This is a genomic window from Bifidobacterium sp. MSTE12 (genome assembly GCF_000513015.1).
In the GTDB taxonomy this organism is placed as follows: domain Bacteria; phylum Actinomycetota; class Actinomycetes; order Actinomycetales; family Bifidobacteriaceae; genus Bifidobacterium; species Bifidobacterium dentium.
Window position 1 is genome coordinate 63,878 of record NZ_AZYA01000028.1, and the last position, 12,738, is coordinate 76,615.

A 12,738-nucleotide genomic window follows, 5' to 3' on the forward strand; every position below is an offset into this window, starting at 1 on the left:
CCGTTTCGCACTGCAAGATATGTCCATATAGTGATTTGACGGTGATGGTGGAAGCCTTCCGTCCCGAGCCCTCACGATGGCGGTTCGGTGAAGGCAGGGACTGCGCTAAAATATCCATTTATAGGGTATGGCGGCCCTGGAGCCGGCATAAGGAACCGAAACACGCACTGCAAGAGGTCAGCGTATGCATATCATGTTCGTCTGTACGGGCAACATCTGCCGTTCGCCTATGGGTGAGCTGTTGCTGACGAAATATCTGACCGGTACCACGGTACGCGTCTCCAGTGCCGGCACCCGCGGTCTGCCGATGCATCAGATCGATCCATCCAGCGCGCGTCTGATGGATAGCGTGGGCATCGAGTCCAGCGGATTCCGCTCCCGTCGCCTCACACGTCAGATGGCGGACGAGGCCGACCTGATCCTGTGTTTTGAAAAGAGCCAGCGCAAGGACATCGTGGCCTTGGCGCCGGCCGCCGTACGGTATACGTTCCTGTTAAGCGATTTCGCGAACATGTGCGAATACTGCGCCCGTAACGGCATGATCAAAGGTCTGACCATTCAGGAGCGTCTGCAGTCGGTGATCAGGTCCTCTTCGATGATTCGACCGATGTTGCCGGCTCCGCACGATATCGACGATCCGCACGGTCGTACTTTCGACAAGTTCCGCACGGCTGCGAACCAGACCAACGGAGCCATTCGTACGATGCTGAAAAGCATGCGCAAGCATTACGCCGTGGAGCCGGCTCCCATTCGCTCGCAGATCGTCGCCTGAAGACACCTTCAGACCCGGTCCGGCATCATTGGGAGGTGAACCAGATGGAATTCAGTTCACCGGCCCGCATGGCTCTCGCATACACGATCACGCCTCGATCGGGTTTGACCGCCGCTCGCGCGCCCCGAAGCAACGATGTCGAGTCGATGTCGATCGTCGGGCCGAGCCATCCGGGAATGATATCGGGCAGCAATCGTCCCATTTTCATTTCCGAGATGAGATCACGCGCCTTGTCGCTGTCCAACCAGTATTCGAAGACGCCATACCATTGGATCACCATTCTGTTGATTCCCCGTGCGAGGGTTCGTGAAGAACCTTCGGATGCGTAATACCGCAACGATAGGGAGCCGTCCGGGTGAAGTATGGCCTGCCCCTCGCTCAGCAGCATGTTCATCAGCCTGATCTGGGAGGATACGATTTTCAGGTCACGGTCCGAATATCCGGCCCGTTTGGCCGAGACGGCATCGAAGACCAGCTTGTTCTTGCCTCCCTGCCTGAGGAATCTGTTCATGCCGGACATGGTGGGAGGAACGGTGTCTATCGGGGCTGCGGATGCCCATGCGGCAATCGGAGAAAAAACCAGTGGCGTAAAAAATGCAGCAGAGAATATTGCCATACATGCCCTACTCAAGTCCATTGAAATCCTTATCCTCTTGCGCAGGCCGCATCAGCACCCCACGTAATAAGGCATGCTATGGCTCGATGCCGGTGTCTGCAAGGAGTTGACAAGCCGCATAATCCCCCTATACGTACCCTATCCATCGGGGAGGGTACGGGAGGTGCGCGGCGTGGAGCGTTGTCCGTCGACGGGCCTTCGGCAACCTGTGTGCCATGGACGGCACGTCGTCGGGGATGACCGGCTTCGTCGCTGCATGCCATGACGATGCTGAGGAAAGGAAACTGCCGGGGTTCCACGAAGGATAAGAGGGGAGAGGCGTGGAACCCCGGCAGTTTCGGAAAGGATATGGCCTGCGCGGACAGAGAGAAAGATAAAATCCGAACAGGCCAATAGCCCCTATGCTCCGTTACTTGCTTTCGCAAGCAAGAATCATGTTACGCGTCTGTGCGGCGTCTTCGTTGGAGTCCCCCTATGACGTACCTTCGGATAATCGTTGTCCCGATTGGCGTTTTCCGCTGAAATAGGGTGGATGAAGGATGGCATGACGGCTTGTCCATGATGATGGATGCCCCCGACTGCAGGTGATGGTCACGTTCGGCGGTATCATGGCGTTTCAAAGGGATGGCCGGCGTCGAAGGAAAGCGGGGGATGGTGTCTGATCGTCAGCATGATGAGGAACGGCTTCCCGTTCGTCAGTTGTGTGTCCGTCTGTACATTCTCATCGTTTTCGTGATTTATCTGGACGCTACGAGATGGCATTTGGCGACCGGGGTGTGGAGAGTGGTCGAAGATGTCGTGCTGGCGTTGTGCCTGTTCCTCATCGCCATGTCGGTGCCGTTGAGCGAACGGTGTCGCACCATGATCGATTCGGTCGGACGGAAGGTGAACGACGGGCCGAAACATACCCTAGACGCACCCGAAAAATAATGATGATGCATGCGCCGATAACGAAATGGCATGATACCGTCGCCGAATAGCGAAGGGGACGGGATTCCGTGGACTTTTACCATGAGGATAATCGGTCGGTTGAGCGATAGCCGACCATTGAGCAAAAAGATCTCATAGGAAAGACCTCGGCACAATGCGAAGAATGACGAAATGGATGAGTGCGGTCCTGTCGTTTGGCCTATGCCTATTCGTGGGATTCACCCAAACCGCGGCCCAGGCCGCTGAACTGCCCGGTGCGACCGTTGCCGATTCAGGCGGAACGACGTCGATGCGGGAGGTCATGGCGGCGACGGGTTCGAGTCTGGTCATACCGGGTGTTGTGCTGGTGTCGTTGGTGGTCGTGGCGGCGATTGCGGGAGGTGTCTCGCTGTTCATGCGTCGACGCGGTGGCAAGTAACGCCTATCCGCCTCCATTCATGTGAGAGGGCCTTCAGAATGCTTGTGTGAAGGCCCTCTTCTTGTTTTCTCATAGGAAAGGAAATCATGACGTTCATCTCACGAGCGGGACGCTATGTACTCAGAAAACGAATACGGACCTTGGTTCTGCTGGTCATCCTGACCATAGTGTCCGCAAGCATGCTTGCCACGATTGCCGTATCGCAAGCGGCAAAGCATGAAGCCGAGCAAATCGAGAAGCAGGCGGTCGTCGGTTTTGTGCTGGCCAACAATCCTCAGAACAATTCGGGAACGCCGCGCGGAGCCGGCACGGTGAAACCGGCCGACGTGCAGCGCATCGCGAAACTGCCTGGAATCGCTTCGTATGTCGTCCGTCAGAACGTCACCGCCGATCTGACGGATGCCGATGCGATGAAGCTGCCTGAAGGTGACGATTACGACAAGACGAAGGAGCAGCGATTCGGCAATGCCGTGAATCTTGAGGGTACGAATGATTCGGCCAAGCTCAATGCCTTCGCCTCGCATGCGCTCAGCATTGCGCAGGGACGCCATCTGAAGGCTTCCGACAAGCACATGTCGATGATTCACGAGGATCTCGCCAAAGCCAATAACCTCAAGGTGGGCGATACGCTCACCCTCAGGGCCAATCCGTATGATGCCGACAACGAATCCGGCTCCACGGCAAGCGTCACCACCACGATTGCGGGCATTTTCAAGGGCGACAGCAACAGGAAGGTGGCCACCAGGGCCGAGCTGACCTCCAACACCGTATACACGGATCTGAATACCACGCGTGAGTTGTACCAGTACAAGCCCGATAAGGAGATCTACCAGGACGCCACCTTCACTCTCGCCAAAGGCGTTGATGTGGAAAAGACCATGAACGACGCGAAGAAGCTGCCGGTGGATTGGAAGAACTACCAGATCACCCGCAACGACCAGTACACGGCCGGCATGCTGAGTGCGGCTCAGGGCGTGCGCTCCATGATGCGCGGCACCCTGATCGGCGTGCTCATCTTCGCGGCCCTCGTACTGTGCCTGGTACTGCTGCTGTGGATGAATGACCGCCGCCGGGAAATGGGCGTGCTGGTATCCATCGGCGTGGGCAAGCCCTCCATGGTCGCCCAATATGTCAGCGAGATGATTCTGGTCGGCATACCGTCCCTGGCGCTTGGCTGGCTGTGCGCGCGAGGGGTGGCGCAATGGCTCGGTTCGTCCACGCTTCGTTCGGTCAATGCCTCCGCCGCCCGCGAACTGAGCAGCATGGGGCAGGCCGGCGGCAATCTCGAATCCAATATGGCGACTCGCTCGTTGAGCACGCTTGCGGTATCGGTCGATGCGGGCGCCATCCTTCCCGTCTCCCTCGGGCTCTTGGGCGTGGTGTTGGTGTGCGTGCTCGTCTCCTGCATGCCGATGCTGTACAAGTCGCCGCGTGACCTGCTGGGGATGCAGCGATGACGAGTGTGAATGTGTGGAGCCGTGCCGTGCTGGCCATCGTGCGCAAGCCGATCCGTAGCGGACTCATCGGCCTGTTGATGTTGTTGGTCTTCACCGGTCTGGTGGCGCAGGCCGGAGTCTCGGCGGCCTTGCAGGATGTGGCCGATCGCATCGGCGGGAGCATGGGCATCGGTTTTGCGGTCGAGGCGCGTGAAGATCCCATCAGCGCGAAGGAGGCCGACCGATTCGCTCATCTCGATGGCGTGAAAAAGGCCGCATATGAGACCAAGACCTTTGCGGAACTGGACGGCGCCCAGCCTGTCGTTCCCCAACAGGGGCCTCGTCTGGACGTTGGCGTGGCCGCACAGGTCAGCGTATTGGGGTCCACGGATTCCTCGTTGTCCACGGAATTCCAGAGTGGACTGTACCGGCTCGAACAGGGAAAGCACATCTCCGGTGATGGCGATGGTGTACTGGTGCATCGGGATTTCGCGCAGCGGAACGGATTGTCGGTCGGCTCGACGTTCACGTTGAAACAAGGCGATCATGACTCCACCGTGCGCGTATCCGGAATATTTTCCGGCAAAACGCAGTCGCAAAGTCCCATGCCGTCGGATTCCTCGGAGAATCTGCTGTATGCGGGGATGAACGTGGCTTCCAAACTGACCGGTGAACCGCGGATCGATACGGTACGATGCCTGTCGGCCAGCGCGCAAAGCCTGCCTGACACGATACGGAAGGCCAAGGAGCTGGCCGGGACGAAATATGACGTCACGGATAATTCATCCCGTTTCTCCGGCGTACTGCAGGCTGTGAATACGGTGCGTAATCTGGTACGTCTGATCCTGGCGGTCGTCTGCCTGGTCGGCGTTCTGGTGCTGGGCATGGTGCTGGTCTTCTGGGTGCGCTCCCGCATCCATGAGATAGGTGTCTTTCTGGCCATCGGCATCGGCAAGGCCCGGATCGTCGGGCAGTTCGTGATCGAAACCTGCCTGATGGCGTTGGTTGCGGCCTTGTGTTCGCTTGGTACCGGCGCTTTGCTATCGGGGTTCGTGTCGTCCATGCTGCTGGCCAATGCGGATGATGCCTCCCTTTCGTCGTTGCAGGTGGATGCTTTGCCGCCTGCTCAGACATCGCTCATATTGCTGCTTGGCTGCGGGGTCATCGCGATCGCCTTGGTGGTGTCGCTCGCCTCGGTGCTGGCACGTTCTCCCAAGTCCATTCTTTCCTCCATGAGTTAGGAGTAACAATCATGTCGGTTTGTCTACAGTTGGATCATGTCGATTACATGTACGGCGCGGCCAAGATACGCGTTCTGTCGGATGTCAGCGCGGATTTCGAGGCCGGTAAGATGTATGCGATAACCGGACCGTCCGGCGCGGGCAAGTCCACCCTGTTGTCGTTGTTGGCAGGGTTGGATTCCCCGTCGAAGGGCGTGGTCCGTTTCGAAGGCGGGAACATCGCCGAGACGGGGTATTCGAAGCATCGCCGTGAGCATGTGTCCTTGGTGTTCCAGGACCACAATCTGATCGACTATCTCACGCCGGTGGAGAACCTACGTTTGGTCAATCCCAAGGCCGATCTGAAGATCCTTGAGGATCTGGGTCTCACCCGTGAGGAAGCGAAGCGCAACATCATGCACCTATCGGGTGGTCAGCGTCAACGTGTCGCGGTCGGCCGCGCCTTGGTCTCCCCGGGTTCCGTGATTCTGGCCGATGAGCCGACCGGTAGCCTGGACCCGAAGACGACGGGTGATGTGATCACGCTGTTGCGTGATGCCGCGCACCAGTTGGGCAAGTGCGTCATCGTGGTCACGCATTCCGAGCGTGTGGCCGATGCCGCCGATATCGTGCTGAATCTGAAGCGTAAAAAGCTGACCCGATCGTAAGCCCCCGAAATATCATGGCAGCCACCCGTTATGCTCTCAGCATGATGGGTGGTGTGTCGTATTTGGCGTCCACTCGTTTCAAGGGTACGTAAGGGGATTGAGGAGTACCGGTTTGCTTATAGGGGGAGAGGCTTCCCCGTTCTGCGGATTTCCTGCCCGAACAGAGTATAGTGAGGCAAATTATCGAAAGGAATGCAAGCATCTGAAGGTCTGCGACGACGCAAGACCGTGCGGAAGAACTCAAGGTCGGCATATGCCGATGCAAGAACGGATACGGGGAATACCATATGCGGAACAATAAGAAGTTTACGGATCAGGAGATCGAGGAACTCGAGTCCCTGGCGGTTGTGGAACATGCGACCACGAGCCGTATCACCTACTCGCATGCGTTTCAGGTGTACTGCATGTACCAATATGTGCATGGCACACGGCCGAGCGTCATCTTTTCCAATGCGGGACTTCCTTCGCGCTTGATCGGGCCGAAGCGCATCGAACGGTGCATCAGCAGGTGGAAGAGCAACCCCCAGCTCATGGCCGAGGTCCGACAGCTCGATGAAGAGGGACGAAAGCCCGCCATGCGTGATGAGATCATCCTTTCGAGTCTGTCCGAAATACAGGAGCTCAATAGAACGATCATCACGTTGCAGGAGCGTATCCGCAAGATGATCGCTCATCTACGTTAGGAATGATGGGGTATGACCAACGTCGAATTCACGCTGGAAGAGGTCTGCTACCTCGAATCGCTGCCGGCGATCGCCCATGTGACAAGCAAACGGATCACCTACGCCCATGAATTCCAGGTCTACTGCATGTACTGGTACATGCGCGGATTGCGCCCCTATCAGATTTTCTCCAGTGTGGGGATGCCGCTTGAACTGATCGGTGCGAAGCGCATCGAGCGTTGCATCAGCAGGTGGAGCGGCGACCGGAAACTGATGGATGAGGCGGCGGCATATGCGCTGTCCGGTGAGAAGCCTCATGTGGTCGGTGAGATGCCGGAGGAGACCGGCATCGCCTTCAATCAGGCGAGAATGCAGAAGTACAGTGCCGAGATCATCGAAGCGCAGCGGCATATCGACGATCTGGTATCCCAGCTCAAGATGCGTTACGGCACCCAGCTCATCAAGGATGAACAGATCTGGAGACAGGCCGATTCCGGAAGCTGAACGATGGCATTCGCCAAGTAAACGCAACGAGAGGAGTAGTCATGAGGAAGATGGTCAAGATAGTCCATGGTGCGAATCGTGAGACGGAGATGAGCCGTGCGAACAAGCCGGTGATGTATCTGGATTTTGATGGCGTTCTGAACGCGTTCCCCAACACCGGAATCGTCAATTATTCCGATGTCGGGCATGTGGAGTTGGTTCCCGATCCGGACGGGTACCGTACGGACCTGTATTCGGCGAAAAGGGCGTTCCCGCTGGACAAGACGGCGGTCATAGATTTCGGGCGGCGCGGTTTCCATGAACTGCATTGGTCCGATGAACTGGCCGGCAAACTGTATGCCTTGGCGAGGGGTGGAATGCTGGATCTGCGTTGGCTGTCCACTTGGCAGCCGTATACGGAGATGCTCGGCGATCGCTTGGGGTGGGACGATTCCGTGGTATCCAGCGTGTTCTGGCATGATCCCAACACCCATGAAGGCAGGGTCATGCAGAAGCTCGACCTGATCATGAACGAGATCATCAAGCAGCGTGAACGTGTCGAACAGGGATATGATGCCCACGCGATCATCTGGGTGGATGATGGTGCGATCAATAATCGCACCATTACTGCGCTCATCCATACGCAATTGGCGTCGCCGCTATTGCTGATCTCACCGGATGCCCGCATCGGCATTTCACGTCGTCAACTGGAGCTGATCTATACTTTCGTCAACCGTCCCCCGTCGACGCCCTGTGTCATCTACTCATGCCCGTGGGATGAGAAGGGGCACGTCATAGGGAACGGTGAAGACGATTCCGATGATGCGATGGAATGATGTGATGGACTAGACGAGTCCGTTGCCGCGGCCGCATGCATCGGCGCTTTCGGGGATCGTTGCCGCGGGTGTTGTTTCCAGCAACGTATGCAGGCTGACGGCATGCGCATTCGGATGGATGACCGTTTCGGGCGAGGCCAGGGCGGCTATCAGATCATGAGATCTTGACGGTCGTTCGTGGTTGCGTTCCGGCGCGACGGCTTTCGTGTCGGGATGGTTGGGGCGCGCTGTGGGAAGCAGCAGCACATGCTCGGCTTCGCTGATCAGTCTGGCCTGGACCGTGCCCACGCATCGCGGATCGAATACGCCGTCGTGTTCATCCGTTCCTGCCAATAGCAGCTGTTCGTCGTCGCATAGTCTGGAGGCGAAGCCTTCGGGGTCGGTCACGGAGGCGATCGTCGCCGCATCCACGGGGCGCGCGGTGCCGCCCAGCAGTGAACATTCCAGCAGATATTGCGCGACCGGTGCTCCTTCGATGCCGATCGGCAGGGTGATGAGGAACATGTCGGCCCGGTTGCATAGATGGCCGAGGGCGGCGACAAGATCCCGTTTGACCGAACAGGTCGGGCAGCAGGCTTCCATGGGGAAGGTCGTGCAATCGCCTTCGCTTAACTGACCCAGACCGCCCGGTCGACGGATGGTGCGGGTCATGCTGAAGCCCGTTTCGGCGGTGTCGTCGGTGGCGAAGTCGTATGTCACGCAGCAGACCGACGGGCATGAGTCCGCCAATGAGAATGATGTGGCGTCCAACGCCAATCGGTGTACGCCGGTCAGCAATACTACGGAGATCGCCTCCTTGTCCGTTTCGGCGTTTCCCAGTGATGGCAATACTGGATGCTGCATATTCAAGCTCTTTCCACAATCCTTTTATTGATAATGATTATCATTATGATATAGTTACCGGCATGTCCAAACATTGTCAAGTTCTCGGCACGCGCGCCCACGTCGGCAACGCGGTGTCGCATTCACATAGAAAAACCCGCCGCACCTTCAGCCCGAACCTGCAAAGGAAGCGTTATTACGTACCGTCGCTTGGACGCACGGTCACCCTGACGCTCACGCCGAAAGGCATGAAAACCATCGACAGGCAGGGCATCGAAGCAGTGGCGGCGCGACTCATCGAATCCGGTGAGATCGGCCATCTCAAATAGAAAGAGGACAACAACCGTATGGCAAAGACCACGGAAATCAGACCGGTTATCACCCTGCGATCCACGGCAGGCACCGGATCCACCTACACCACCACCAAAAACCGTCGTAACAATCCCGACCGACTTGAGCTCATGAAATTCGATCCCGTAATCAGGAAACGCGTGATGTTCCGGGAGGTCCGCTGACGTGGCGAAGACCGGCAACATCGCAAAACAACGCCAGCGTGAAGCCATCGTGGCGAAATACGCGGAACGCCGCGCACGATACAAGAAGGATTCCGTCAATATGCGGCTGAGTGAAGAGGAGCGGGCGGAGGCGATGCGTCGATTGCATGCGCTTCCCCGCGATGCAAGCCCCGTCAGACTGCGCAATCGCGACGCGATCGACGGACGTCCTCGGGCGTTCATCCGAGCATTCGGCCTGTCGCGGATCAATCTGCGCAACAAGGCGCATGCGGGCGAGCTGCCCGGAGTCGTCAAATCCAGCTGGTGACCGGACTCTTCGGACGATTCGCCGGCGAACATACGGCAAGCGAACGCCAGCAAAACACAGCAAACGACACCTATGGAAAGGAATGACCGATGAAAGTCAGGGCTTCGATACGCTCATTGGCTCGCAAAAAAGGATCGATGATCGTGCGACGCCGCGGTCACCTCTACGTCATCAACAAGAAGAATCCGCGGTGGAAGGGCAGGCAAGGCTGATGGCGACACCGAAAAACAGGACATCCCGCTCCCGCACACGTTCCAGACGCGCGCATTGGAAAACCGAAGCGCCGCAATTGGCCACCGTCACCACGCCCGACGGGCGCACGGTCCAGGTGCCCTCGAACCTTGCGGCCGCGGCACGTCGCGGATACATGCATGTCGATTGAAGGCATCACACAGATTGTCACCTATATATAAGGAATAGATAGAAAGAGAAGAGCATGACCGAGAACAATCTCAGCCAGCCCGAAAGCAAAAATCCGGAGAATACGGCATCCGAACCGTCCGGAGATTCGTCCGATACCATGGCCGTGACGAAAGCGAGCACGGATGCCATCGGCAGGAAGGGCATCATCGCCATCATCGTAGCGTTCATCGTGGGCGCCTTGGTTTCCGGACTCGTCGTCGGCGGATTCGCGTTCCTCAATGCAAAAAACGGCAGGAACGCCTCCGCTGCATCTCACGGTTCGACCTCCACGGTCAGCGACGCCAACGATTCGTGCAGCACCACGTTCACCGTGGTCGCCTCCGTCAACCAGTGGGGTGCGCTCGCCCAGGAGCTTGGCGGCAAATGCGCGCAGGTCACATCCCTGATTAATTCCACCTCCGTGGAGCCGCATGATTATGAGCCTACGCCAGCCGATCTGGCCAAGCTGTCCAAGGCCGACATCGTGGTGATCAACGGAGCCGGCTACGACGGTTGGGCCGAGAAGGCGCAGCTCGACAAGAGCAAGCAGACCATCGTCAATGTGGGTGATCTCATGGGTATCACCGCCACCGAGGAGCATGAGCATGAGCATGAGGACGGCGATGGCGAGTCCGGCCACCACCATCATCACGGTTCCACGAACCCTCACCTGTGGTTCAGCCCCGAAGCCGTACTCAAAGCCGCGACCGCCATTACGGACGCTTACACCGCTAAGGCCGGTGAAGGCACCGATACCGCGGCCACCGCACAGCGTCATTCGAATGCCTGGAATGCGGACTATGCCGAATTCGTCGCCATGGTCAACAAGGCTCGTGCCGCCGGCGTGAAGCGTTCGTATGTGGCCACCGAATCGATCATCAGCTACCTGCTCGACTATCTTGGCGCCACCGACAAGACGCCGGAATCCTATACGAATGCCATGAACAGCGAAGGCGAGCCTTCCGCCGCCGATCTCAAATCCACCCTCGACATCGTTTCCGGATCCGACGTGGATCTGCTGGTCGTCAACCCGCAGGAGATGGACGGTTTCGCCGAAAAACTCAACGATGCCGCCAAGAGCAGCAACAAGACGATCATTTCCGCCACCGAACAGCTGCCCGAGAACCAGGACACGTTGCTGGGCTGGCTTACGACCATCGCCAAGCAGGCCCTGGCCAACGACACCACTAACGGCTGGTTCCTCACCCAGGATGTCGCCAACCGTTCGATGGCCGACTATGAGGGGGAGTGGCAATCCGTCTACCCGTATCTGAAGGACGGCAGCCTCAAGAAGGTCATGGAAGCCAAGGCCAAGAAGGGCACCATGAGTGCCGAAGAGTATACGAAGTACTATGACGCAGGCTACAAGACCGATGTGGAGCGCATCACCATCAAGGGCGACCAGATCACCTTCACCCGAAATGGCAAGGACACCACCGCCACCTACAAGTACGACGGATACAAGATCCTCGACTACAAGAAGGGCAATCGTGGCGTGCGCTACCTGTTCTCCGCAGTCGGTGACGTGCCTGACGGCGCCCCCAAGGTCGTGCAGTTCTCCGACCATGGCATCGCCCCGGGCAAGGCCGCGCATTTCCACATCTTCGCGGGCGATTCGCAGGAGGAAACCCTCAAGGAGATGGACAACTGGCCGACGTATTATCCGTCCAGCCTGAACAAGGACCAGATCGTCGAGGAGATGCTGGCCCACTGATGCCGGTTAGCTGATCGGTTTGGGGTCCATGCCGCGCGATGTGTTGGCTCTCGTGAACCATGACGGGAGCCAACACATCGTGCGGCATTGCGTCATGCATTCAGGGATCAAGCCTCTTTGCTTCCGTTTCTCGTGAAGCAGGGAGGCTTGATGCCCGCTGTTTTTAGGGCTTACGTTTGCGGGCTTCGTCGGTGGCGACTTTTTGCTCGATAAACCGAATCCTGGATTCGTTCATTAAGGGTATTCGTGATGATGCCCTGCATCTCTCGGGGAGTTTCTCGTCAAGCTCGGCTGTAGTCACTTTTGTTGATATGCCGCTTCGTAGGAATGCCTTCTTTCGCGCACAATCCGGATTGACCAACGTTTTTCCGATTCGTGTTTTCAAGACGATGTTTGTTGTGCCTTTCATACCTTTTTAATGATGTTCAGATGGCCATTTTCCAATAAGTCGTGACTGCCGCACTAGTGCTGAGGATGGCGTTGCCGTGCACGATTGAGCAATACGCCTCTATTTTCGGATAGTGTACGCAGTTGGAGGGTGTTCTGCCGGCGAAGATGCCGGTGATTTCGTGGGGCCCCTAAACCTTATGCATCATGACCTTGTGGGTACTGTGCCTAGCGATAAATTTTCCGTATTCTCGCGTTTGAATGGCCAGTATGTTGCGCTGAGAGCTAAAACGACAAGCCGTGCCATACCCCTAGCTACACCCTTGACGGTGCTTCGATTTTCCGTCGGGAATCACTCTTGAATGACGGTTTATACGGCAAATAAGATGTCAATGCTGTAATTATGCAGAGGGGGAGCTGAAAATCTTATGGGTATATTTCTTACATAGAGAAAATAATTCAACTTCTCGTTATGTAGAGAAACAGAATTGCGGGTGTGACTGGCAGTCAGTCGTACCTCCTCCCTCTCCGATTTTTGCGGGGGGGGGGG

At 57.3% G+C, this 12,738-nt stretch carries 17 protein-coding genes; 15 read left to right on the forward strand and 2 right to left on the reverse strand.

The window, feature by feature from the left end; all coding sequences use genetic code 11:
- Positions 1-184 precede the first annotated feature (184 nt).
- Complete coding sequence (locus HMPREF1494_RS05995; protein ID WP_003838813.1) at positions 185-772, forward strand: arsenate reductase/protein-tyrosine-phosphatase family protein; 588 nt, start codon at positions 185-187, stop codon at positions 770-772.
- Between the two features lie 25 nt (positions 773-797).
- On the opposite strand, the gene HMPREF1494_RS06000 is transcribed toward HMPREF1494_RS05995, so the two are convergent.
- Entirely contained in the window at positions 798-1,283 is a 486-nt protein-coding gene (locus HMPREF1494_RS06000) for a hypothetical protein (RefSeq protein ID WP_003838814.1), read from the reverse strand.
- On the opposite strand from HMPREF1494_RS06000, the gene HMPREF1494_RS11485 reads away from it, so the two are divergent.
- The 9 genes from HMPREF1494_RS11485 to HMPREF1494_RS06040 all read left to right on the forward strand — a co-directional run bounded on the left by HMPREF1494_RS11485 (position 1,282) and on the right by HMPREF1494_RS06040 (position 8,041).
- A complete protein-coding gene (locus tag HMPREF1494_RS11485) occupies positions 1,282-1,455 on the forward strand; it encodes a hypothetical protein (RefSeq protein ID WP_003840978.1) in 174 nt (57 codons plus the stop codon). The two genes, HMPREF1494_RS06000 and HMPREF1494_RS11485, sit on opposite strands and share 2 nt — an antisense overlap.
- 584 nt (positions 1,456-2,039) lie before the next feature.
- Complete coding sequence (locus HMPREF1494_RS06005; RefSeq protein ID WP_034520903.1) at positions 2,040-2,318, forward strand: hypothetical protein; 279 nt, start codon at positions 2,040-2,042, stop codon at positions 2,316-2,318.
- Between the two features lie 163 nt (positions 2,319-2,481).
- Positions 2,482-2,736: a hypothetical protein gene (locus HMPREF1494_RS06010; protein WP_003840981.1), complete on the forward strand. Its 255-nt coding sequence runs from the start codon at positions 2,482-2,484 to the stop codon at positions 2,734-2,736.
- An 86-nt stretch (positions 2,737-2,822) separates the two neighbouring features.
- Positions 2,823-4,193: an ABC transporter permease gene (locus HMPREF1494_RS06015; RefSeq protein ID WP_003838825.1), complete on the forward strand. Its 1,371-nt coding sequence runs from the start codon at positions 2,823-2,825 to the stop codon at positions 4,191-4,193.
- Positions 4,190-5,413, forward strand: a complete 1,224-nt coding sequence (locus HMPREF1494_RS06020; RefSeq protein ID WP_034520908.1) for an ABC transporter permease — start codon at positions 4,190-4,192, stop codon at positions 5,411-5,413. The genes HMPREF1494_RS06015 and HMPREF1494_RS06020 overlap by 4 nt, the downstream gene beginning before the upstream one ends.
- Before the next feature lie 11 nt (positions 5,414-5,424).
- A complete protein-coding gene (locus tag HMPREF1494_RS06025) occupies positions 5,425-6,060 on the forward strand; it encodes an ABC transporter ATP-binding protein (RefSeq protein WP_003838828.1) in 636 nt (211 codons plus the stop codon).
- A 287-nt stretch (positions 6,061-6,347) separates the two neighbouring features.
- A complete protein-coding gene (locus tag HMPREF1494_RS06030; RefSeq protein ID WP_003838832.1) occupies positions 6,348-6,743 on the forward strand; it encodes a hypothetical protein in 396 nt (131 codons plus the stop codon).
- 12 nt (positions 6,744-6,755) lie between these two features.
- Positions 6,756-7,226, forward strand: a complete 471-nt coding sequence (locus HMPREF1494_RS06035; protein WP_003838834.1) for a hypothetical protein — start codon at positions 6,756-6,758, stop codon at positions 7,224-7,226.
- A 41-nt stretch (positions 7,227-7,267) separates the two neighbouring features.
- Complete coding sequence (locus tag HMPREF1494_RS06040) at positions 7,268-8,041, forward strand: hypothetical protein (protein ID WP_034520911.1); 774 nt, start codon at positions 7,268-7,270, stop codon at positions 8,039-8,041.
- A gap of 9 nt (positions 8,042-8,050) precedes the next feature.
- Here the strand turns inward: HMPREF1494_RS06040 and HMPREF1494_RS06045 are convergent, their stop codons facing one another.
- Entirely contained in the window at positions 8,051-8,884 is an 834-nt protein-coding gene (locus HMPREF1494_RS06045; RefSeq protein ID WP_034520913.1) for a hypothetical protein, read from the reverse strand.
- Here HMPREF1494_RS06045 and rpmB point away from each other — a divergent pair.
- From rpmB to HMPREF1494_RS06070, 5 genes are all read left to right on the forward strand, one after another.
- The gene (gene rpmB / locus HMPREF1494_RS06050; RefSeq protein WP_396334914.1) at positions 8,863-9,192 is read left to right on the forward strand and encodes a 50S ribosomal protein L28; all 330 of its coding nucleotides are present in this window, start codon (positions 8,863-8,865) and stop codon (positions 9,190-9,192) included. The genes HMPREF1494_RS06045 and rpmB overlap by 22 nt on opposite strands.
- Positions 9,193-9,210: 18 nt before the next feature.
- Positions 9,211-9,378, forward strand: a complete 168-nt coding sequence (rpmG, locus tag HMPREF1494_RS06055) for a 50S ribosomal protein L33 (RefSeq protein WP_003840992.1) — start codon at positions 9,211-9,213, stop codon at positions 9,376-9,378.
- Between the two features lies 1 nt (position 9,379).
- Positions 9,380-9,685, forward strand: coding sequence for a 30S ribosomal protein S14 (gene rpsN / locus HMPREF1494_RS06060; RefSeq protein ID WP_003840993.1), 306 nt, complete (start codon positions 9,380-9,382; stop codon positions 9,683-9,685).
- Positions 9,686-9,767: 82 nt separating this feature from the next.
- The gene (gene rpmF, locus HMPREF1494_RS11980; RefSeq protein ID WP_425331226.1) at positions 9,768-10,067 is read left to right on the forward strand and encodes a 50S ribosomal protein L32; all 300 of its coding nucleotides are present in this window, start codon (positions 9,768-9,770) and stop codon (positions 10,065-10,067) included.
- 54 nt (positions 10,068-10,121) lie between these two features.
- Positions 10,122-11,801 (forward strand): metal ABC transporter solute-binding protein, Zn/Mn family, encoded by a 1,680-nt coding sequence (locus HMPREF1494_RS06070; RefSeq protein ID WP_034520918.1) that lies wholly within the window; start codon positions 10,122-10,124, stop codon positions 11,799-11,801.
- Positions 11,802-12,738 lie beyond the last annotated feature (937 nt).